The sequence below is a fragment of the Sporofaciens musculi genome, assembly GCF_009830285.1.
In the GTDB taxonomy this organism is placed as follows: Bacteria; Bacillota; Clostridia; order Lachnospirales; family Lachnospiraceae; genus Sporofaciens; species Sporofaciens musculi.
Genome location: NZ_WUQX01000003.1, coordinates 127,673 through 149,281 on the forward strand (window position 1 = coordinate 127,673; position 21,609 = coordinate 149,281).

At 41.0% G+C, this 21,609-nt stretch carries 30 protein-coding genes and 1 pseudogene; 2 read left to right on the forward strand and 29 right to left on the reverse strand.

The genetic code is table 11. The features are described from left to right. Positions 1–18 precede the first annotated feature (18 nt). The 7 genes from GN277_RS28405 to GN277_RS28435 form a co-directional block, all read right to left on the reverse strand. The gene (locus tag GN277_RS28405) at positions 19–786 is read right to left on the reverse strand and encodes a nucleoside phosphorylase (RefSeq protein ID WP_016220616.1); all 768 of its coding nucleotides are present in this window, start codon (positions 784–786) and stop codon (positions 19–21) included. A gap of 35 nt (positions 787–821) precedes the next feature. Continuing rightward, a complete protein-coding gene (locus tag GN277_RS28410; protein WP_159757688.1) occupies positions 822–1,367 on the reverse strand; it encodes a GNAT family N-acetyltransferase in 546 nt (181 codons plus the stop codon). Between the two features lie 426 nt (positions 1,368–1,793). Continuing rightward, positions 1,794–2,300: a hypothetical protein gene (locus GN277_RS28415; RefSeq protein WP_159757691.1), complete on the reverse strand. Its 507-nt coding sequence runs from the start codon at positions 2,298–2,300 to the stop codon at positions 1,794–1,796. Between the two features lie 94 nt (positions 2,301–2,394). After that, the gene (locus GN277_RS28420) at positions 2,395–3,036 is read right to left on the reverse strand and encodes an ATP-binding cassette domain-containing protein (RefSeq protein ID WP_159757694.1); all 642 of its coding nucleotides are present in this window, start codon (positions 3,034–3,036) and stop codon (positions 2,395–2,397) included. After that, the gene (locus tag GN277_RS28425) at positions 3,020–4,462 is read right to left on the reverse strand and encodes a hypothetical protein (RefSeq protein WP_159757697.1); all 1,443 of its coding nucleotides are present in this window, start codon (positions 4,460–4,462) and stop codon (positions 3,020–3,022) included. The genes GN277_RS28420 and GN277_RS28425 overlap by 17 nt, the downstream gene beginning before the upstream one ends. A 25-nt stretch (positions 4,463–4,487) precedes the next feature. Next, the gene (locus GN277_RS28430) at positions 4,488–4,814 is read right to left on the reverse strand and encodes a hypothetical protein (protein ID WP_016220623.1); all 327 of its coding nucleotides are present in this window, start codon (positions 4,812–4,814) and stop codon (positions 4,488–4,490) included. Positions 4,815–4,830: 16 nt separating this feature from the next. Next, positions 4,831–5,904 carry a helix-turn-helix domain-containing protein gene (locus tag GN277_RS28435; protein ID WP_159757700.1) on the reverse strand — a complete coding sequence of 358 codons (1,074 nt, stop codon included), beginning with the start codon at positions 5,902–5,904 and terminating at the stop codon, positions 4,831–4,833. Between the two features lie 538 nt (positions 5,905–6,442). On the opposite strand from GN277_RS28435, the gene GN277_RS30750 reads away from it, so the two are divergent. Both GN277_RS30750 and GN277_RS28440 read left to right on the forward strand, forming a co-directional pair. Next, positions 6,443–6,682, forward strand: coding sequence for a MerR family transcriptional regulator (locus GN277_RS30750; protein WP_244325053.1), 240 nt, complete (start codon positions 6,443–6,445; stop codon positions 6,680–6,682). Beyond that, positions 6,643–7,287 carry a MerR family transcriptional regulator gene (locus GN277_RS28440; RefSeq protein WP_244325054.1) on the forward strand — a complete coding sequence of 215 codons (645 nt, stop codon included), beginning with the start codon at positions 6,643–6,645 and terminating at the stop codon, positions 7,285–7,287. The genes GN277_RS30750 and GN277_RS28440 overlap by 40 nt, the downstream gene beginning before the upstream one ends. Before the next feature lie 83 nt (positions 7,288–7,370). Here the strand turns inward: GN277_RS28440 and GN277_RS28445 are convergent, their stop codons facing one another. From GN277_RS28445 to GN277_RS28550, 22 genes and pseudogenes are all read right to left on the reverse strand, one after another. Further along, the gene (locus GN277_RS28445; RefSeq protein ID WP_159757703.1) at positions 7,371–8,087 is read right to left on the reverse strand and encodes an ABC transporter permease; all 717 of its coding nucleotides are present in this window, start codon (positions 8,085–8,087) and stop codon (positions 7,371–7,373) included. Next, complete coding sequence (locus GN277_RS28450) at positions 8,084–8,899, reverse strand: ABC transporter ATP-binding protein (protein ID WP_159757706.1); 816 nt, start codon at positions 8,897–8,899, stop codon at positions 8,084–8,086. The genes GN277_RS28445 and GN277_RS28450 overlap by 4 nt, the downstream gene beginning before the upstream one ends. Then, a complete protein-coding gene (locus tag GN277_RS28455) occupies positions 8,896–9,696 on the reverse strand; it encodes a MerR family transcriptional regulator (protein ID WP_159757709.1) in 801 nt (266 codons plus the stop codon). The genes GN277_RS28450 and GN277_RS28455 overlap by 4 nt, the downstream gene beginning before the upstream one ends. Before the next feature lie 164 nt (positions 9,697–9,860). Then, entirely contained in the window at positions 9,861–10,061 is a 201-nt protein-coding gene (locus GN277_RS28460) for a hypothetical protein (RefSeq protein ID WP_159757712.1), read from the reverse strand. A 539-nt stretch (positions 10,062–10,600) separates the two neighbouring features. Then, entirely contained in the window at positions 10,601–10,903 is a 303-nt protein-coding gene (locus GN277_RS28470) for a hypothetical protein (RefSeq protein WP_159757715.1), read from the reverse strand. Positions 10,904–11,216: 313 nt separating this feature from the next. Then, the gene (locus GN277_RS28475; RefSeq protein WP_159757717.1) at positions 11,217–12,110 is read right to left on the reverse strand and encodes an SPL family radical SAM protein; all 894 of its coding nucleotides are present in this window, start codon (positions 12,108–12,110) and stop codon (positions 11,217–11,219) included. A 26-nt stretch (positions 12,111–12,136) separates the two neighbouring features. After that, on the reverse strand, positions 12,137–12,706 hold the full coding sequence (locus GN277_RS28480) for a GrpB family protein (protein WP_159758021.1): 570 nt from the start codon (positions 12,704–12,706) through the stop codon (positions 12,137–12,139). A 286-nt stretch (positions 12,707–12,992) separates the two neighbouring features. After that, positions 12,993–13,361, reverse strand: a complete 369-nt coding sequence (locus GN277_RS28485; RefSeq protein ID WP_322101308.1) for a DUF2461 family protein — start codon at positions 13,359–13,361, stop codon at positions 12,993–12,995. A gap of 27 nt (positions 13,362–13,388) precedes the next feature. Further along, positions 13,389–13,850 carry a GyrI-like domain-containing protein gene (locus GN277_RS28490; RefSeq protein WP_159757720.1) on the reverse strand — a complete coding sequence of 154 codons (462 nt, stop codon included), beginning with the start codon at positions 13,848–13,850 and terminating at the stop codon, positions 13,389–13,391. 35 nt (positions 13,851–13,885) lie between these two features. Next, entirely contained in the window at positions 13,886–14,266 is a 381-nt protein-coding gene (locus GN277_RS28495) for a GNAT family N-acetyltransferase (RefSeq protein ID WP_244325055.1), read from the reverse strand. Next, a pseudogene (locus tag GN277_RS32275) lies at positions 14,199–14,336 on the reverse strand (DUF3795 domain-containing protein); the annotation flags it as partial. The pseudogene GN277_RS32275 and the gene GN277_RS28495, both read right to left, overlap by 68 nt. Positions 14,337–14,451: 115 nt before the next feature. Next, positions 14,452–14,769 (reverse strand): DUF3784 domain-containing protein, encoded by a 318-nt coding sequence (locus GN277_RS28500; RefSeq protein WP_244325056.1) that lies wholly within the window; start codon positions 14,767–14,769, stop codon positions 14,452–14,454. 9 nt (positions 14,770–14,778) lie between these two features. Next, positions 14,779–15,567 carry a hypothetical protein gene (locus GN277_RS28505; protein WP_159757723.1) on the reverse strand — a complete coding sequence of 263 codons (789 nt, stop codon included), beginning with the start codon at positions 15,565–15,567 and terminating at the stop codon, positions 14,779–14,781. A 3-nt stretch (positions 15,568–15,570) separates the two neighbouring features. Next, positions 15,571–16,095 carry a cysteine hydrolase family protein gene (locus tag GN277_RS28510; RefSeq protein WP_159758030.1) on the reverse strand — a complete coding sequence of 175 codons (525 nt, stop codon included), beginning with the start codon at positions 16,093–16,095 and terminating at the stop codon, positions 15,571–15,573. A 30-nt stretch (positions 16,096–16,125) separates the two neighbouring features. Beyond that, positions 16,126–16,515 carry a GNAT family N-acetyltransferase gene (locus tag GN277_RS28515; RefSeq protein ID WP_244325022.1) on the reverse strand — a complete coding sequence of 130 codons (390 nt, stop codon included), beginning with the start codon at positions 16,513–16,515 and terminating at the stop codon, positions 16,126–16,128. A 27-nt stretch (positions 16,516–16,542) separates the two neighbouring features. Further along, complete coding sequence (locus tag GN277_RS28520) at positions 16,543–17,244, reverse strand: MBL fold metallo-hydrolase (RefSeq protein ID WP_159757726.1); 702 nt, start codon at positions 17,242–17,244, stop codon at positions 16,543–16,545. Positions 17,245–17,331: 87 nt separating this feature from the next. Next, a complete protein-coding gene (locus GN277_RS28525) occupies positions 17,332–17,727 on the reverse strand; it encodes an SRPBCC family protein (RefSeq protein ID WP_159757729.1) in 396 nt (131 codons plus the stop codon). After that, entirely contained in the window at positions 17,690–18,355 is a 666-nt protein-coding gene (locus GN277_RS28530; protein ID WP_159757732.1) for a class I SAM-dependent methyltransferase, read from the reverse strand. Before GN277_RS28530 ends, GN277_RS28525 begins: the two co-directional genes overlap by 38 nt. A 38-nt stretch (positions 18,356–18,393) precedes the next feature. After that, positions 18,394–19,092: a DUF6678 family protein gene (locus GN277_RS28535; protein WP_159757735.1), complete on the reverse strand. Its 699-nt coding sequence runs from the start codon at positions 19,090–19,092 to the stop codon at positions 18,394–18,396. A gap of 47 nt (positions 19,093–19,139) precedes the next feature. After that, positions 19,140–19,511, reverse strand: coding sequence for a nuclear transport factor 2 family protein (locus tag GN277_RS28540; RefSeq protein WP_159757738.1), 372 nt, complete (start codon positions 19,509–19,511; stop codon positions 19,140–19,142). Between the two features lie 47 nt (positions 19,512–19,558). Beyond that, positions 19,559–20,644 carry a nucleotidyltransferase domain-containing protein gene (locus tag GN277_RS28545; RefSeq protein ID WP_159757741.1) on the reverse strand — a complete coding sequence of 362 codons (1,086 nt, stop codon included), beginning with the start codon at positions 20,642–20,644 and terminating at the stop codon, positions 19,559–19,561. Further along, on the reverse strand, positions 20,641–21,597 hold the full coding sequence (locus GN277_RS28550) for an amidohydrolase family protein (RefSeq protein WP_159757744.1): 957 nt from the start codon (positions 21,595–21,597) through the stop codon (positions 20,641–20,643). Before GN277_RS28550 ends, GN277_RS28545 begins: the two co-directional genes overlap by 4 nt. Positions 21,598–21,609: the final 12 nt, after the last annotated feature.

The following is a 21,609-nucleotide window of genomic DNA, read 5'->3' on the forward strand; positions in this document are numbered from 1 at the left end:
GCCTCCGCACAAAATCTATTACAATCTCTTTACAACTTCAATTGCAGAGGAAATTAAATTATATCGTATATTCTTTTGCATATTCCAATTTCGAGAATCCCACACTTCACCACTTACATCATCACCCGCATATAATAGCTGAGCAAGCGGAATATTATAATATTGAGACACCGCAAAAAAAGCTGCCGCTTCCATTTCCACAGTTATACATCCCTCATTTCGTCTTAATTCAATCATATCAAGGGTTTCTCTGTATATGGCATCGCTTGTCCATGTTTTTCCTGTTGTAAATGGAATCCCCATTTGTTTCAAACACGAAACAACAATCTCAACCGTCTCTTTATGGCATTCAATTTCTCGAGATGGCTCTAAGTAATGATAGGATGTTCCCTCATCTCTAATCGCAGAGATCGGGATAATAATTTCTCCTACTTTAGTATCCTTTGTTAAGGCCCCTGCGCCCCCACAAATTATGAATTTTTTACATCCCATAGCATGTAGTTCTTCAAGCGTTACAGCCGCACCTGGCCCGCCACAAAATGCCATCGTAATACAAAGTCTATCTGCACCATATACATATTCATAAACAGGTATATCAAATACTTCTGAATTAAGATAACCAATGACTGGAAGATTGTTTTCCACAACAAATTGATCCAACTCCTTCCTAAAAAAGGTAATAACACATTTTTCCGGAAGACTTTTATGACAAAAATTAGTTGGATGAATAATTGGATTTTTACTGGTATCAAATTCACATATGGGATATTTATTCTTCAATATCATGTCTTTTACCTCCTAAACTCCGATTTATATGTTTATCATAATTCCAATCTCATATAAATAACTTCTTGAAATCCTGCTAATCGAGAATTAAAGCCTTTAGGATTTCTGCCATATTCAACAAACCCAGCTTTTTTATATATGGATAATGCTCTTACATTGTCGGCAACCACATTCAGTTCAAGCTGGGCATATCCCGCAACCTTTGCACATTCAATACACGCTATAGTTAATGCCTGTCCAATCCCCAGCCCCCAAAATTCTTTAGCAACACTGATACCAAATTCAGCACGATGTCGTACCTTATATTTTTTCCCCACTGCTTCAATCCCAGCGGTTCCCACAACTACATTATCGACTATGGCAACTATTTCGATTTCATTTTTACTTTCCGATTTCTCTTTTAGGAATTGACTTTCCTGCATAACATCAAAGCAATTTTCGTCTGGATAGGTAAGTAAATAATCGGTTTCTCCATGTGTCAAATTAAAGTTGTCAAATACAGCTTGCCCATCACATTCCATTCCATTTCTCAAACAGCATTCAATACCATTTTTTAACATTATAACTTTATTATATTTCATCGCTGATACCTCCTGAATTCCTATTTGTCGCTGGCTCCATTATACGCTATCTCATAAAAAAGTCCACAAAGGGATAGCTGGCGAAGCCAGCGCAGAGGAAGTGTAGTTTCCCCTGTGATGATTGGAACAGATTGAAAATCCACAGAAATCATTTGCTGTCTGCCGGGCGCAATGCACCACTTCCCAAGTAGTGTATAATTGCACCCCCTTTCAGAGGGGGATTATCCGTTTTTCTGCCATTTTTACCGCTTTGTATCTACTCGCCTGCCATCAGACTTGTCAGATAATTCCCTTGCACCGCAGCTTTCTGTGAACGTACTCTTTTCAATGCCTCTTTCTCCCACTCTTCCATCAGTTTCTCCATCCTTTCATGCCGTTTCTCCCACCATGATTCTTCATTACTTTCGGAAAGTGGTGAAGCATCTTTTACAGGTATCCCTTCCCCGTAGCACTGTTCCGGCGTGCCCCGATGACCTGATTCCCAATCATCTTAGAACCCATAAGACCGGTACTGGAATACATGTTCCTTACCATACCCAATACTGTTTTCTCCCACTCCGGGTCATTTTTCATTCTTTCAAAACATTCTTCCGTAATTGTCAGTGTCCCTCCCACGCAGGTAGAACGATACCATCCGCTGACAGGCATGCCCGACATTTCATTCATGAACCACTGTTTGTATTCGTCCATGGTCATTTCTTCTTTGGATTTATTCGATATGCTGCCGTCATATATAAAACCAAAATAATTCGGCGGTTGCGAGATTACCATATCCCCCGCCCATGCAGATAAAACAGTTTTTTGAACTGTATCCCTTTCTTCCGAGGCTTCCTTCGCCTTCTCTGCAAAATTACTTGTACTCATCGTTTTCCTTCTGCTGCATGCGTAGTCATACGGGTTCATCCCCATACTGCTTACATTGTTGATACTCATACCTGTCTCCTTTCCTTTAACACCATCGTTACACTGAACTCATTCTTCTTTTTAATATCTACGTTCCCCTGCCACCCATCTGTGACCATATATTTTACTGGATTTTAGATAGATTATGCTCCCCATCAATCCGCATTACCTCATCGCAAAAATCAAGCGCCAGCTCCAGGTTATGAACAGAAAACAAAATCATAGCTCCATCATCACGCCGCTCTGCCAATATTTCGTTCAATGTCAAGACACTTTCCGGGTCAAGCCCGTTGAACGGTTCATCTAGGATCAGATTTTCTGCCCCGGACAACAGCGCCGCAGCCATGTAGATTTTTTGCTTCATTCCCAGGGAATAATTCGCGATATATGTGTCTATCGCTTCTTCCAGCCTGAAGGACTCCAACAGCCCTTTTTGCATTATTTCCGCTTTTTCGGGTTCCTGCCGGTACAGACGGGTTATAAATCGTAAATACTCCCTCCCGGTAAGATTCAGAAACATTTCCTTACTGTCCGGAACATAAAAGAAATGGTATTTGGACTGAAAACTGCGGCTTTCGATATGGTCTATGATAACTGTCCCCGAATCCATACATTCCGGCTGTGTAATTACTTGAAGCAACGTTGTTTTTCCAATCCCGTTCATCCCCACAAGGGCATAAATCCGACCATTTTCCATCTGGCAGGATACCCTGTCAAAAATCTTCCGGCCGCCATAGCTTTTTGACAGTTCATGAATCTGTATCATAAAAAACTCCTTTGCAAAATCGCCAGAAGCAAATCTCTCCTGCAGCCACCCCCGCACCCGCAAGACAAGCAAATGGAAGGAGCGGCACAGGAAGCCATTTCCTACTGGACAGAAATATTTCCCCGACAGTTAAAATTGTTGCTGTAATCAACACAAGCACTTTACTTATGTTTCCATGGAGCAGTTCGTTCGTACTGTTTACAGTCCGGGGCATTTTTAAATCAATGAGGACGCCTAACCACGAACAGACATAATTCATGGAAGTACCATAAAGCAGGAGCAGGAAAGCGCTCAGAACCGGCAGCCTCTCCAAACATATCAGGATGGACCAAAATAGAAATACTGTAATCTCTCCCCATAAAAATCCCTGTATTGTTTTCCATAAAAACAGCCTCTGCCCTGAAATGGGGAGAAATGCATAACAGGATTTATTGTCATCACTGGAATAGGCTGTACTGGAGATGGTATTAACCGAACAACAGGACATCAGCAGGAACAGTTCTTCCACATAGGTTCCTGTCAGGCCAATCTGGCTGAAATTGTAGAACAGAAGCCTGGATAAAATCATCACTGTTATCATATTCTTGATGTTGGAAAAGAAGATCAGTTCCTTATTTCTGGTAACACGTTTCCACTCCAGCAGGAAATACGGGTGTGTAATATGGGACGTTGTCGGCCGTTTCCCGGCTTCTCTATGGCGGAAGTCCTGTACATTCAGATAGCCCCTCACATACCAATGCTCCGCGGCAAACCTCAGAGCCATTATTAAAACAGTCAACCCCAGCAATGCCGCAGCCCATACCCAAAGAGCAACATGTAATTCCTGTTCCTTCGGGACGGCCTGACTTTTTCCGGCAATATATCCCCAAAGGGCAAAAACTACATTCCCCGCAAGCCAGGCAAGCACTAAAAAAGAACCATATTGAAATACAACAAAGGCATATCCCACTATATCACAGGCACAAAATCTGCTAAGAAAAATCGAGAACAAGATAACCCCGATATCCAAAACACCTGTAAGGATGCAGCAAAACAACAATGCCAAAACTGCCTTTCTTCGACGATGTGCTTCAAAAAGAAAAAACGGATAAAGGAATGCAGCACAAATTCCTGACTGCAAAATAAAAATCCTCATAGCCACAACACTTACAATCGTCTGTGCCTCCACCGGATAGCAAAGAACCATTTTAATCCGACGGTTCATACACAACTGGTCAGGAAGCTGATAGATTCCCCAAAACGCGCAGAGCCAAACCGATATCAGTGATACAAACACATAGCCGTTATCTGCTGCCGCAGCCGGAAGATACGAATCCAATATATACCAGATTAAATATCCTATATAGGCGCCTATTATCATAAAGGAAGCGGCAACCACCAGATGCGTCTTATTATGAAGTAAAATTTTACATAAGATATGTTTCATAAGGCAGCCTTTCCAAGCACAGTCTTCACATCATATTCACATAGGAAAACATCATAACTGCCAGAAGAATCACAAAAACACCACTGTTCATTTTAGTCAGGCGGTTCTGACGGATAAACAGCAGGTTCACGATCAATGCAATAATCGGAAACAGCCACACTCCCAGAACACTGGGTATCGGATAATAAGTTTCGCCCATATGCAGAATAGAAATCTGTTCCGGAAGGAACAGCAGCATAATTCCGGATAGTACAAACATCAGCAATATGACACCAAAGTTTACAGTCGCCAGTTTCGCATTATTTTCCGTAAAATTTTCCCCAAGAACGTTTTTTAATAGTCTTCGAATCATAATATGCCCCTTTCTATCATTTCCTTTCAGAAAGACTGTCTTTCAGCTTCTTCATCGCCTCACAAAATGCAGGACTATTTTTATAATCATCACTTTTACAGGCTTTCTGCATTGTCATATAGATAATCTGCTGCAGTTTTTTCAATTCCTCGCTGCTTTCCGTCTTAATTTCTATCGCAGAAAACAGTGTTCTGTTCAGAGACTGCATGGGGACTTCCAACGTTTCAAGATACCGGCAGAGGTTCTCAATCATTTCCTCCGGCTTTCCGATACGGCGGTATAAATCAATCTTTAGGGCATCACTCAGCTGAGTCCGGTTAAAGAACAAGGATTCAAACTGACGGCTCAGTTCTCCGATTTCTAAAGCCCTTTCTGCATCTGGTTCCAGTTTTTCATCCAAAAGACACGTCATACAGGTCTGTATCTGGCGTGCAAGCTGCAGCAGCCGGTTTTGGATCAGTTCCACAGCCCGTCTACGTTCTCCCCGGCGCAGGTACAGCTCCATCCGGATAATCGTCGGATCACTTGTCAGCTCTGGAAGCTCTCCCAGAAGCCTTTCCGCTTCCTCTAAATCATTTTCCAGAACTGCCATTGCCGCTAACGCAGTAGCTGCCGGCTGCCAATACTCGGTCACTCCGCTTTTATATACCGCGTAGAGCAGCTCTTTTTTCTGCATTTTCCAATTCTTCTTCTCTTCCCTCGTTGCGTCCGGGCAGACTGCTTCAAATACTGTAAAAATACCGGCCGCCTCATACTTTAATTCCACACTGGCCGGATACTGGTGAAGCAGGTTCGCAAGTGTATTCCCAGCCTCCTGATATCTTCCGGCACGGGCAACAGACAGAATCTCATTCAGCTTTTGTTCAATCTCATCACTGGACAGTATTTTTTCATAGTTCAGCAGCATGTCCACATTGGTATCCAACACTCTTGCTAATGGACAGAGCAATGTAATATCAGGATACGAACTGTTGGTCTCCCACTTGCTGACCGCAGGCGAAGAAATCCCAAGCGCCGCCGCCAACTGTTCCTGGGTCATCCCCTTTGCCTTGCGCAGCGCCGCTATATTAGCGCCAAGCTTTAATTCCACCGCACATTCCCCCTTTTGATTATCCTGCGCTTTATAATTTCAGTATAGGCAAAAAAAGAAAATTTACACAATGGAGGCACAGTTAAATATACTTCAATTTTTTCTAACCAATGGTTAGAAAAAAATATCTACAAGGTTTTTCTTAAACTCTGCCTGTTTATGTACTCCGTTATCTATAATCAATAAATACCTTCCTATTCTTTCACCAATCTCAACTCCCACAATACAGAGGTTTCCTTATTTTTCCGTACATGGAACGGCAGCGAATGCATTATTTAATTTTATCAGCTATATACTCCTTTCACAAGGCACTGTTCCATTTTTGCAAACTGAGGGACAGTTTTTGCATACATTCTAAAATGTGCGGCAGATAATGCCATTACTATTTCTTTTGTTACTTGGCATTTTTATGCTGCTTCCAGTACGAAAACTTTTGATATTTGTTTATAATTGTCAGAAGAAAAAAGGTAAAATTTTAATTTACGTATTGACTCTCTCGTGGCGTAACGGTTTACGATTAAACCGAAAGGAGGAAATAATGAAAACCGTAAAAGATATGTCAGAAATAACCGGAGTAAGTATAAGGACGTTGAGATATTATGATGAAATCGGTCTACTAAAACCAACGGAATTAACGGAAGCCGGTTATCGGCTCTATGACAACAAAGCATTAGAAAAGTTGCAGGAAATTATGTTCTTTAGAGAATTAGATATTCCATTGATTGATATAAAAAAATCATGGAAAACCCTAATTATGACAAGGAACAGGCTTTACTAACTCAAAAAAATTTACTGGAACAGAAACGTAATCGGTTGAATGGAATCATTGAATTAATAACAGATGTGATGAAAGGAGTTAATACTATGAGTTTTGAAGCATTTACTAACGAAGATGTACAGAAAATCGTAAACCATACTTTGGAATCTATGTCGAAAGAGCATATTGATGAACAAGTGAAAAATTGGGGGAGCATAGAAAAATACAAAGAGCATTTATCATCAGGTTTTACAAACGAACAGGCTGTTGCGGATTTGCTGAAATGGTATGGCAGCAAAGAAAAAGCAATAGAGGCCATTATGCAGTCAACCGGGAATATCGAAGAAATAAAACAGGAACAAGATGAAAATGCCAAAATCTATAAACAATTTATGGCTGCAAAAGAGTCTAACGATATGGATATGGCACATTCCGCTGTTGAAATGCTTGCAGAAAATTATAAGAAGATGTTTGCACTTGATAATGCAAGAAATATCTTGCTTGATTTGGCCAAAGAATATTTACAGAGTGCAAAACTTGCAGAAGCAACTGATAGCCAGTTTGGTGCAGGCTGTTCTGCATATGTTGCTCATGCCATTCAGCATTATTACGGCATAACAAATTAGCTATTACAGGCGGCGAGATAAGGAGATTTTTCCTGCCGCCTGTTCTATTTGGCGAATAAGATGTCCGATTGCCTATTCTTTAACTATTTAGACTTTTGTTTCTTTAAAAGTACGCCGCAAACGATTACTGCCGCACAAAATACAAGGATCAAATACCACATATTTTCAAATTGGAATCCATGATCCAACATCAGTCGGTATCCCCAGGAAGCAGGGAAAAGGTGCCCTATGGTTTCAAGAAAATCCGGCAGCATATGAGTGGGAAACATAATCCCAGAAAGCATGATAGAGGGTAAAAACACAAGCTGCGCTATCATCGTCAGTTTCGCCTGATTTTTTACAATCAGCCCTAATATGCTCCCAATACTCAGCGATACAATAATATATATGGCAAGAGCAAGAAAAAACTCTGGAAAATGTACCGGTAAAGCCGCTTCAAACAGTATCGGGGCAAGCAGCAGTATAATGATACAGGTCATCATCAAATGGATAAAGGCTGAAAGAAACATTGTGATAAGGCCTAAGTATAAAGGCACCCCATTTGCTTGATAAACCTTTTTGATATTACTTCCATAAGTTTCAACCAGCGATGGCGGCAATCCGATAAACGCCCCCATTGATACGCCCATCACAATCATGGATTGTATCAAGGTGCTTCTCATTTCAGGCATAACAGAGGTAAAGATACCTCCCATGAGAAGAAAGAAAATAAGCGGAACGATATAGCAGGTAACTAACAAAGATTTGCTTCTTATATCCAATTTCCACTGCAACGCCACGCCATATAAAAAACCACTCATTCTTCTGTCCTCCTTGCCATTTCAATAAAATGCTGTTCCAGCGTGCCTCTGTCAACTTTAATATCTAATACTCCGATTCCCTTGTGCTTTAACTCTCCGAGCTGCGAAAGCAAAGTATCTTCTATATTGTCCGTTTCAAACGTATTATTACCCTGCTGTGTTTTGATATGGACAATATATTTTTTTCCGACTTTCTCGGTCAGTTCCAAAGCTGTACCGCAAAACACAATATTTCCATCATTCAGAATCGCAATACGGTCGCTTAAGGCTTCTACCTCTGCCATATCATGGCTTGCCAAAACAATAGTTTTCCCTTGTGACTTGAGTTTTCGGATCTGATCATGCAGTGACAGCCTGCCTTCCACATCAAGCCCCGCAGTCGGCTCGTCAAGAAAAATAATATCTGGATTGCCGGAAAGAGCAAGCGCGAGATGCAGCCGCCTTTTTTGCCCTGTTGACAGCTGAATATATTGCTTCCTTTCAATTTCTTTTATGCCGAGAGTATCAAGCATAGAGAAATCAATCTTTGCCTTATTCCATTTCGCAAATAGTTTTACGGCTTCCATCGGCTTGATGTAGGACGGCAGCGACGAGGATTGTAACTGGATACCCATTTTCCCGTTTACAGTAACCATACCGCTGTCATATTTTCTCAAACCTTCGATACATTCAAGAGTCGTTGTTTTTCCTGCACCATTTACGCCAAGCAAGGCAAAAATCTCCCCTGTCTCAATCTGAAGATCAAGTCCTCGAAGAACAATATGGCTGCCATAGCTTTTCTCTAATCCATGGACTTGTATCGCATTCTTCATTTCTCCACCTCCCCCAGCGGATTATCCCCAAGTCTTGAAAAATAAACTTGCAAAGCCGACTCTAAATAATCGTTTACTATCTTTTGCTTTTCTTCCCATTCATTTGCTGCATGATCTATATTTCCGATTTCCACCAGTTTAGGGATCATGCTCACATCCCCGCCTGTAAACTCCATGATCAAATTCCAATAAGCTTCTGTAATTTGCTGACATTTTTCGCTTTCGGGCGGTACGTTATCTTTCTGCAGCCGTAAGATCTCATCACTCAAACGGTTAAATCTATCCATAAAATCCAGGCCGCTTTCTTTGTCAAATCGATTACGTATATGGTCAAGCGTGTCATCATCAAACCGCTTAATAAGATAATAAAATTCGTTTTTCATCTGCAGATTGACAATAATATCCGCATATTTTTTGAAGTTTACCTCCTGCATTTGAAGCACTTCTTTCTTAAACTGTTCTATCGCGGTTAAAGAAGCTGTTAAACGTTCTATTTCTTTTCGTATATCATCTGCCTGTTCCGTAAGGGCATTTGCAATATCATCCGGCGTATCTAAAGAAGTCAGGCGTTTTTTTATATCGTCTAAAGAAAACCCTAAAAATTTCAGAGATATAATCTGATGGAGCGTAATCAAATCCTTATCCGTATAAAGTCTTCGCCCGCCTTTACTTTCTGCTGATGGAGAGAACAGCCCCTCTTTATCATAATATTGCAGAGTACGGACGGTAACGCCCATTTTCTTTGCCACTTCTCCAACTGTCATATAGCCTTGCGGTATCGCTTTGTGTTTTATCATGATCTTTTTGCCTCCTGATACATATTATAAGAACCGTTTCGCGAACCCTATAGTTAAATATTATAAGTCATTACGCGACGTCACAAGCAATACCTTTTTGAAAATTTTAGGTGGTAAAATCTGTCTCTTCCACCTACTCTTATTTATGCGGAAAATAATTCCCCTCACTCTTCAATATACTTTTGGATCATTGCCAAAATTTCCTGCTTTGAAAAACCTAAGAAAGAAAGATTTGTATATAACTGATTATGAAACGCAGCAATTTCCTTAGTACGCTCTCTTTCAATGTAAGAATAATTATCATTTATCAATATACGGTATTTCAATTTCTTGGCAAGCTTTTGGTATGGATATTTTCCGCTCATTTATCCCCCTTTCCGCCATGGCGCAAAAACTGAAAATAAACTGAGTAAGGTATCACCGTTCCCAGAAGAAGAAACCATTTATTCACGAACAAATTTGCTTCTCCCTACGCATTGAAATGGATTGGAATACTGTCTGGACAAAAGCAGCATACAATCGCCACTACTGCCAGCATAACCAAAAACACGATCACATCCTTCAAGATATTTTTTTTCATAGCAACATCCTCCTACAACATTAAATAATTTTTTTACCACATGCTTTAAAATAGAGAATAACCGACAAAACTATAAGGATAGCCGCCATCCCCCACAATACTCTCACAAGCGGGATGCCTAAAAACCAATGAAGTAATACTGGTACAGCAATACATATCATTCCAATTACGCCAGATAGAATAACAGATATGCTTTGCTTTACCACTACCATCTCATTATCCCAATCAAATCTGGGAAAACAGCAGTTTATATAAGTTCCTTGTACCGCAGTAAATACCGAATAACATGCCGGTACAGCCAAAAGTGTGAATGACCAAATGGCATTAAACTGGAACCGTATCAAAAACACAGCGACAGACAACATATAGCCAATAGCATGAACCGTCAGGGTAAGGGCAATTTTGCTTTTTATAAATGTCTTGTTTGATAGTGGTATGCTTTGTAATACCCATAAATTCCTGCCCTCCAAAGAGATTGCAGAAGCTGCCGGACAACTGATTGAAAGCATCGCTGCGATGCACAATAATGTTTAGCTCAACATTACTGCGCAACAAGCGGTTATAGATGTTGAAGGGATTGATAAAGCCTTTTTCTTTAGTACTAATAAGGAAAATGCGCAGTTTCAAAATATGTTGTCACAGTTATTGTGTAAAAATTCGGAATGAACGTGTATCAGCTACCAGAGTTGATTTTACCAAAATGCTAGAAGCCCATAAAGGAACCCTTGCCTTAACTCGCTTGAAATATACTATCTGAATTAGATCCGAATATATTTCTTCCGGGTCATCGAAAATGGCTTGGAGGACTTTCTGAATGGTCATTAGAATCAAGCTTTAGAGCATGTGGATCATGTTCATCGCACCATCCGGCTGTACGGCAAGTGTACCGACATATCCTCCGGCATAAGACCAAGTCTGCTTAGGAGGTTTTGGATATTACCTAAAACGGAAGCGTTATCTGCGTAACCTTATATGGTCTTTTATACTGGCTTATAATATCCTCCATGCGGTATACAATCTGTCTTTTCTGACATTCTTCCGAGAAATATTCCCACAGTTTTCTCGCCTGTGGGCTGGTGCATTCATAGTATTCCCCATACCTTTTTCGGTAGGCTGCCACCAGACCCTCTCCTGGAAACTGTTCGTTAAGTTTCTGAAAATACCATGCCCTCTGATTGCCCCGCAAAGTCATGCCAAATGCAGGATAGATAAATTTAACCCCTGTATCCTCTGCCTTCCGGATAATCTCACCGATATTTTCCCGGTTGTCCTCAATAAAAGGCAGAACCGGCATGAGCAAAATGCCTGTATAAAGCCCTGCTCTGGCAAGCTTTTCTATCATTTCAAAGCGCTCCGTCGGGCGTGAAACGTTCGGTTCTATCTTCTCTGCCAAATCATCCCTTGCCGTTGTGATTGTAATCTTCAAAAGCACTGGAGAATGTTCTGCGATACTCTGCAGAATATCAATATCCCGGGAAAGCAACGAACTTTTTGTCGCAATCGCCGCGCCAAACCCAAACGCATCACACAATTCCAACGCATGCCTTGAAAGTTCAAGTTCCCGTTCAAAGGGATTATATGGGTCGCTCATGGCTCCGGTTCCTACCACCCCGCTTCTTGTTTTTCTGCGCAAATCATCCCTGATGATCCGCAGCACATTCTCCTTAACGCGCACCTTGTCAAAATCATCTACTCCATAGCACTCCGAACGGCTGTCGCAATAAATACAGCCGTGACAGCAGCCCTTGTAAATATTCATATTGTAATCAATCCCAAACCATTTTGCAGGAGCCTTCGTTTTCGTTACGATTGTCTTTGCAGGGATATATTCCATCTGTTTCCTCCAAGTTCCAGTCCTAGTTACATTGTTTTAAAAACTGCAATATCCTTTGCTATTAAAGTGTATTTCTTTACAAAATCTGTTTTTGCATCCGTATAGCTATTACGGTTATGCTCGTATTGCTTCCATAACCCAAGTTTTAACTTTTCATATTCTTTGGCTGTATCAGGGTATTGATTCAAATAATCACGGAAATACAGTTCATCGTTATCGCCTTCCCTGCACAAATGCAGATGAAAAACCTTCTCCGCAAAGCCCTTTTCCGTATATCCTTTATTAAACGATAAGCGCCGGCTGTTTTCTGACATGCATAAATACCCTGCAGAAGTAAGATATTCTTTAAAAGACTGCAGATCGCTGTCCTTAGTAACTTCTGCCAGAATATCAATGATTGGCTTCGCCCAAATCCCTTCTATCGCCGTGCTGCCGATGTGGCTGATGCGGACGACCTGGTCTGCCGGCAGGACTTCTTTTAGTTTCGCCTCTTCTTCTATGTACCACTCTTTCCAATATGCCTTAGGCTCTGACAGAATAATCGGAAATAACCGCCATAATTCTCCAAGGCTCATCTCAGAGAATTTTTGCCCCATCTTCTTTGATTCTCCCTTATTTCTACCCATTTTCAGCATTCCTCTCTTGCTGATATCTGTTTCGATTTCCCATTTGTATATCATCATTGCAAAAAACTGTCCATTTTTACTGACTGAAAGGCAGTCTTATCATACCGGAGCAGGCGATATACCATTTCAATATGCAATTGTCAGTTCGGCTGCCTGATCTAATCTCGCCTCACGATCATATCACCCCAAGTAATCCAGGTTATAATTCTATCTTGTGGGCATCCGGAATCCATCAAGTGCTTTGTTCAGATAATCATTAAACGGTTTCATAACATGGAACATTTTTCAGCGATGTACCCTGTACCTCAAAATATTTCTGAAACTCAGGAAAATGAATAATTTCTCCAAACTCGTCTCCATGTTCTGCAATATAATCCCGAATCATAGTAGTAGCATCCTTAAACATATTCGTAGACAATCCCCCTCTTAGGAAAGACTGTCCGCCTGATTTGATCATCAGATAATATCCCACTGGGACAGGCTGCTTTCCCTTAGATGAAATATGTGCACGAAAAGATGGATTAAGCGGGGATCTGTCATTTTCCATTCTATATGCACGATACCATTCCCAATTATTATTCTCGCTTAAATCAGCCAGATACTTTAAAATCTGTCTCATATCCATTATCCGTATCTCCCAGCTCTTATCTCTTTACAGCTTTTTAATCGGAAAAAACATATACCTCTTTCCAGTCTGCGGACAAGAAAAATCATGAACTGCCCCTGTCAGTTGAAGACCATTATCTCCCAGATATTTTATCACCTCTGAAAAAGTGTCCTCATTTTCACGTTCCGCATAAATATATTCATAGCCGGGAACCACCCACTTTGTCCATCCGTTAGGAGCTTCTGCATCATCATTACATTCTACTCCGGCAAGATAAAGCCCCTTGCAAAAGTCCTCCCACGGATGAAAAGACCGGGAAAAATCAGACATTGCTCCCCATATGCCAGCGATATTGCCATTTTCGTCTTTCTTTGCCAAATGCTGAACTTCTCCAAAATGAGAATTTGCATCATCCCAAAGCTTTTGGATAAATCCTTCTCCATCTGATGTTGAACCCTCTTTTCCTATCACAACAAAAGAGGCTTTTTTGCATTTATCAATCTTCATATTTCTTATCCCTCTTGATTTCATTTATCGATTCTTTACGATACTATAATTTCATAATGTATTCTTTGCCCCGCATATTCGGAGAATGTTTCCTCACTCTTTTTTACAAACTGAAATCCCACACTTTCATAAGTGTGCTGAGCGGGAACGCAAATCTCATTTGTCCAAACAACTATCTTTTTTGCTCCCTGCGCAATCATACGCTGAACCGCTTCCTGCATTTGTCGTTTCCCATAGCCGTTTCCCTTGTATTCCGTCAAAATGCAGTTGTGCCCGACTTCTGCTGATTCAGGCAGGTTTGTCGGATTCCATGAAACAAATCCAACGGGCTTTCCTTCCAGAACTGTCTTTTTTGATGGAACAAGTACGATTTTCACACCATTCTTTATCAGGACATTCACCAGAGTTACAGCCATTGCAGCCGACATTCTCAGAGCATAAACAGCAAGCAAGTCCACATCTTGCAATCCCAAGTTCTCTTTTCACCCAAACGCCACCTCCATATTGCAATTTCCAATCTTCATATTCTTTCATCTGATTTCACAATTCATAATTGAGCATTAAACCTTGCCAAAACAATGATATCTCCTGACGATAAATTTTAATTATATTTCATCCCTGCATAAACCATAAGTCCAAATCCACTCACAAAACAAACCCCAAATGCAGTCCAACCCCATCCAGTTTGCGTAATAAAATCTATAATTCCTGTAAGAATGATTCCTATTCCAATTATGATTGCACCTTTTCCCATAAGCGCAGTATACTCTTTTTTATCTGCCTCCGCCACATTCTTATAATGGTAGTCATGTATGAGATTTATCTTCTCCCTTTTCCAAATAGACCAGCCGACAATCAAAAATATAATACCAATTATTGACAAAACGATCAGTTCCAGCAGCATTCCATACCCCTCCATGATTTGATATTATTCATTTTTTCTTGTGTCTATAACATTCTCCATTCCGCGCGGTGCTATGTACTGGGTCATAATATCCTCTGGAATCGTAATTTCATACTCACAGGTCAAATCTTTGTTCAGCACAGAACGTACCACTCTGCCCTCAAGTTCCCGGCCGAGGAATGCCTCCGTAAAATTCATCACATGACCAAGGCTACAGTAACACAAAATCGGAGATATCGGCATATCGGACAAAATAGATTCCTTCGCAAACGGGCAATGACACGCATGGTAACGCCGCATCGTATCATCAGCGGCATCGAGATATTCCCGCATATTATATGGAAATGCCATGCAGTGCAGTTTATTTCCATGCCGGATCGGAGCAAGCATAAATGGGTTTTTCTGAATGAATTCCAACACCTCATCCGTGATCTCCTGCCCATAGAAATCTTTATGCTCCCGGTTTAATTCAATAAAACGTTCTGTCTCTGTTTCCAAATGCTTTTGAAGAAACATATCTAAATCACCGATTTCAAGAAACTCTTCCCTTGCCCACGCAGACTGAGACGGATGTATTCCATGCCGCACTCTGTATAGAATTTTCCGTACAGTTTTTTCGTCTGCCATCGCTTCCAACCGGCATATAAATGTATGCATATTGCAGCACTTGCAGCCAGCCTCGGTTTCCATATCCGGCAAAACAAGACCATCTGTCAGCTCCAGCCAAAACGGTTCGCCCAGCTCCGAGCAGATTTCCCTCTTAAAAGTCCCGATACCAAACTGCTCATCATAGCTGATTTTCGTATCACCCATCTCTCATTCCTCCATTAGTTCTATCGTTCGTTCAAAAGAAATACATTCTGCATACCGTTTATTCCACATGAATTCATTATAGTATTTATAGGTCTGAGCCGCCGACATATATTGATTATCAAATGTGCTGTTGGTATTTGCCGGAACTATCATTTTGAAACCATGCTCAAAACCCGCTTTTATAGTAGCATCAATGCAATATTCTGTTTGCAGCCCAGCAATAATAACAGTATTTTCTTCTTTTTGTCTTAAATATTCCAATAATCCTGTCCCTCTAAAAGCACTGTTTACGTTCTTGTCAAAGATAACTTCACTCCCGACAGGTTGGAATCCATCATATATTTCAAACTCCTCCGTACCTTTTAATAATCCATTCTCCTTGCCATCATCATGCCTGACAAAAATGACTTCAACACCGCGGCTGCGAGCCTTATTTATCAGTTGTCTGACACGTGATTCAAATAGATTAAATTGATATAGTTCATTGTTTGTAATCAATTTTTGTGTATCGACAATTAACAGCACCATTCTAACACCCCATAAAATAGAATCCATTGTTCAAAAGCTTGCAAGATCAGACAGTGTATCGCCAGTAATCCGATATACCGTCCAATCATCCATAGGCTCTGCCCCCAGCGAAAGATAGAAATCAATACCAGGCTTGTTCCAATCAAGACACCACCACTCCAATCGCCCGCACCCACGCTCAACCGCGATAACCGCCAGCTTTTTCAGAATCGCCTTTCCATAACCTTTCCCACGATATTCAGGTTTTACAAACAGATCTTCAAGATAGATACCCGCCCTTCCGAGAAACGTAGAGAAGTTATGAAAGAAAAGTGCAAAACCAATCTCCTCGTCATCCACGACAGCAAAAATGACCTCTGCTTTCTGTTTATCAAAAACCCATTCTTCCAGCGTTTTTTCATCTGCTTTTAGCCGTTTCACATTGCAAACAGATGCACTAATAATAAATTATCCTTGATAAACAATTCTTCTTGGTTCTCTGCCATAAGGATGTGCTTTGCACGTTCCACCAAACCATTGATATTCGATATCTTCCGCAGTGTTTCCATTTTCCAGGTCAATAGCCGCCAGAAGTAAATGATCGAATAACTCTGCTTTCTCAGGGCAGCGGCTGTGACCCGTTAATATCGTGTCAAATTCATTCCGAAGATGTTGAATCCGCTGCATGCTCTGGATCTGCGTCTTTATTGGAAGAGATTCTGGCAGCTGCATCCAAATCTGTTCAATTACACCGTCTCCTGTGAACAGGATTCGGTCCGCCCGGTCTAATAAAACAATTTCACCCGCGGTATGCCCTGGCAAGTAATATGCCTGCAGTTTTACTCCACCCAAATCGAATACCTGTCCATCATCAATTGGCAAAAATTCTGGATACTTAAGATCAAACTGCTGCTTGGCCGCCTCAATCTCAAGAATAGACAGAGCTTCTTTTGCTACAGGCAAATCCGCAAAATTGATATACGCCTCATCAAAACTCCAGTTTCCGCCGATATGGTCACAATGCCCATGTGTATTCACACAAATAAGCGGTAAATTTGTCAACTTTCGAGCCTCCGCTTCTACATTTACCAGCCCTATCATCGTATCAATCACTGCAGCATATTTATTTCCAACCACGACGTATCCTGTTGCTTCATTATTATCATTCATAAGCCAGATATGGTCGCATATCTGCATTATAGATGGTTGCCTAAACTGTATTTCCATTTTACATGTCCCCATTTCTTTTCATTTCCTTTAACTCCTAATAGCCTCTTTTAAATCTGCAATATATTTTGCCTGTTGCTTTTTTAGGTAGCCCTTTACAAACAGGTTCATAATGGGATTTTTTACCTGGACTTCTTCTGTAAAAGTAATCTGTGTCCCACCGTCCCGTTTCTCGAACAGGCCGATCCAGTTTCCGCACATGTTCTTATTCTCCATAGCAAATCGATATATTCGATAAGGCTCTTTCTCTGTGATACGGAAACGGGTCACAAATCCTTCCTTTGTATATTCATCAAAGCACGTTTCATTAATCACTTCAATTCTAGACAAATCGCTACGCCATCTATAATTTTTATTATCCGTAACAATATCCCAGACCGTCTTGCAGTCACAAGGAAATTCCGCTACGACTGTGGACCGTTTCATCAAATCCCCTCCCTCTTTCAAAATCCATCTGCACAAGTTTCTTCCCATCAGGAAGCAGATGCTTCAATGTCTTGATTTTGTTGTATCCTGTTTTGTTCATCAAAATCTCCAATGGCCGTTCCTCTATCTGAGCATATACTTTCTCCAACCCATCAAAGGTATGGAGATAAGGTGAATCAGAAACCCAGTTATTGTTCATATTAATTTGAATGATACAAGAAACATAATTTGGATTTACATGCAAAATCGCTTCCTGAAAGCATTCGTATCCAATATACTCTATCAGCAGATTTGCAATAAGCAAATCTGCTTCTGGCAGCTTGTCTGCGTCTCTCGTCAAATCAAAACATAGACATTTTAAAATCCCTGCTAAATCGGGGTATCTGCGGGCGGCCTCTCTTAAATAGGAAGAATTTATATCTATTCCATATACTCTTCTATATTTATTTTTTCGTATATGCTCAAGACCGTTTCCTCCGGCAATGCCTAATATCATCACACTGGAAACTGAATAAGCCCCAAGCTGGCCTTTCATCATTTTATTCATCGCCTGCAGCTGCATAACAGTATCTAACTGCATATGATTTTCATAATCATCTAATAAAATTTCTTCCCAAGGGTTAAGCATATTGTACACTCCTGATCCAAAGACTAAAACTTATATTTCTACCGGTAGCCATAAACAATATACATCCCATCCTCCGCTTCATATGGAATCGAATATTTCTTCATCCCTTTGATAAACTCCCCTTCCAAATCATGCCAGATTTCTTCATCCTCAATCAGCCTTCCCCGGTACTTTCTCTCGCAAAATTTCGGCTTAACTTTTACCCATTCTAATGATTTAAAGTCATGACCATTAAAACATTCACTGCAATAGCAAGTGTCAAATAAGTCATCATTTCTTCCGTCCACATCAAAAAGTGTACGATAAGCATAGGGAATTTTTAGAGGCATCTCTTCTGTCATCACCTGAAGGAACTCGATCCACTTCGTAGTATTCATGTAACTTGTCAATTGCCGTTTTTCAATAATTTCTGCAAGCTTTTCACTCGCTGTCCGCTTATGGCCAAAATCACCCTGATTGATCTCCCCTACAAAATGCTGCACTGCCTGATAAAACCGTTCGTCAAATCTGCCCACGCGATAAAGGCTGGAAACACGCTCCCCGTTTCGCTCTGCAAAATACCAGCCCCAATCTGAATGGTACGTCTGCAATACAAAATGTACATTTCCCCGCCAGCGTACATCAAGTACACGTCCCTTAGACAATGCCTCTTCTGAAACCTCCTTAACGGCCCCATCCAGAAAATCTATCCGCCTTATCATTTGATCCGCCAATTCTTTCAATTCTTCTTTATACATGCCACACCTCTTTACACAATTTTCAAAGCTGATACTCCCGCAGGAAATCACTCCAAAATCGCTGTTCCTATCTGCATCTCCAAACGCCAGTCAGGTGCAGCCCCATCGTCTCCCCAATATTCATCCACAGAACAGATTTTATCGTCTCTTATCCGCAGAAAGGAAACCACATGAAAAGAAAGGCTTTTATCTTGATTATACACATGTACGACAACTATGCTCACATCCCCCGCCTGCTCTACCCGCTGGATTTCGCCTTCCCAGTCACCGGGATATTCACAGTTCGCCTTTATGTACTCCTTAACATTGAAATGTTCGTTGGTACAGTGCCAGTTAATATAGGCGTCATCCCAAAAATATTTTTCGATTTTGCGTGTATCCTGTTTCAGCACAGCATCCCAGAATCCTTGTATATCCACCGTCAACACTCCTCCATTAGATCATTTCATAATAACAATACCTGTAATTACCATGCCCAGGCGCTCCTTTGGAATTCCTCAAAAGTACTGTATCTCTTTATAACTCCTCCGCTGCCGACTATAAACCGAACCAAATGGTCTTCTGCTGCCTTAACTGCCAGATTCATTTTCTGCAGATCATCCCACTCATAAAAACTCAAAATATCATACTTTTCAGAGCCATACTCTCTGTGCGCATCGTCTAATTCCCTTTGCAGACATACGGCAGACAAATATGCAAGTATGTAATTATTCGTTTCACAGCAGACATAGATTTTATTAAATGTGGAACTGATTTCTTCATATAATCCAGCCAAAAGTGCAGAATCCTTTACCTCCGTTGTTTCCCCGGATTCTGCATGATCCTTTGACAAATCCTCTGAAAAACTCACTCCTATATACTCTCCCACCGTACAAAGCATCCCATAGCTGTGCCGGATAGATTCCTCCGCTGTTTTTGCCTGTACCGTATGTAAATATTCCTCACAGATCCGGATCGGTATGTCCTTTTCTTTCTGCAGCTTCAGCAAATCCTGGAACTGCATTTTCAGGCCGCAGTGAAAGTAGTCATTGTTGTAAATCGCCGCGGCATCTGCTAATTGCATAATGATATGTCCAGCCAGTTTCCGAATTTCCACAAGCGGATTCGGCTTACACATATCCTGATATAATTTATAAGCGGATTCGGCCCTCTTTCGTGCGGCCGTCTGCGATTTCTGCTTATCAGCCAGATTATCTTTCATTTGAACCTGCAGCCCTCGGAATCTCCCTAAATCCTCTTCCGAAGAAGAATAAAGAACTTTTACATCTCCGACAAGCGGAAGAAGACCCTCCTCCAAATTTGCAATATTTCGGACACGTTCCCAGTCCATCGGAAAGATGTCATATCCTACACCCGCAATCATAAAAGTTCCTGCCAGCCGATACCCCCGTTCTGTCCGGGGAATAAAATAACAATCTATATCCGATCTGGAGTTTGCTGTTCCATTTACAAATGAACCATACAGCAATGCCAGACTGATATCATCTGCATATTCACTTTTTACTTTTTCTTCAATCCAAGTCACCAATTTTTCATTGACTGCTATACTCACGTAATAATCTCCTCAATACTTTTCAATCCATTTTCTCGTATATCATCCAACTCTTCCGCTGACAAACATCCCGACTCATGTAGGCGCAGGTATTCTTTTGAAACATCCGAATCAAACATCAGGACATCATCTGAATTAATCGTAACGTCAACCCCGTTCCTATAGAGCAATGAGATCGGATGCTCTTTGAGCTTTTCCACTCTGCCCAGTAATATATTGCTTGTAGGTGTAATATTAAGACGGATGTGATTATCCGTTAAAAACCTCATAATCCCTTTATCATAAGCCGCCGCAATACCATGCTGTACTTCATCCAACTCTAACAATTCCACTGCTTTTTGGATGTCTTGTGCACTTCCCCATTCTCCAACATGCGCTTTTAACCGAAGGCCTTCTTTCTTAGCCCGGCGATAAACGGGTATAAACGTTTCAATAGGCTGCGCCATCTCATCTCCATACAAATCAATCGAATAGAAAGCACTGTTCCCCCAAAAATGCGAAAGACAGTCCTCCAGATAGCCAATGGAACAATGCCTGGAAAGCCCGATTTGCAGCCGTAGTTCCATGTCAGGAGCGATCTTCGCTTTCGCTTCATAAAAAGCATTGATAAGCTCATGGATGTCATTTCTAAAAAACTCTCCAAGCCCCCAGACATCCTCTCCAATCTCTAAAACCGTCACACCATCGTTTTTTGCCTGCTGAAAAGTCGCTTCAATCAGAAACTTTCTCATATCCGAAGAATCAAATCTCGAACCGATATACTTATCACTCCATCCATTCATTTCCTGCATGGATGAAAGCGGCCTCTCAAGCGGCATAATCTCTATATTTTTATATCGTTTTATATACTCGCGGCTTCCTCCAAGCACAAAATGATTATGTAAGTCCGCCTTTGCACAGACTCTTATATCTTCTAAACTATGCCGTTTCAGCCCTTCTATAAATTGACTCATTGTTTTTTTAAT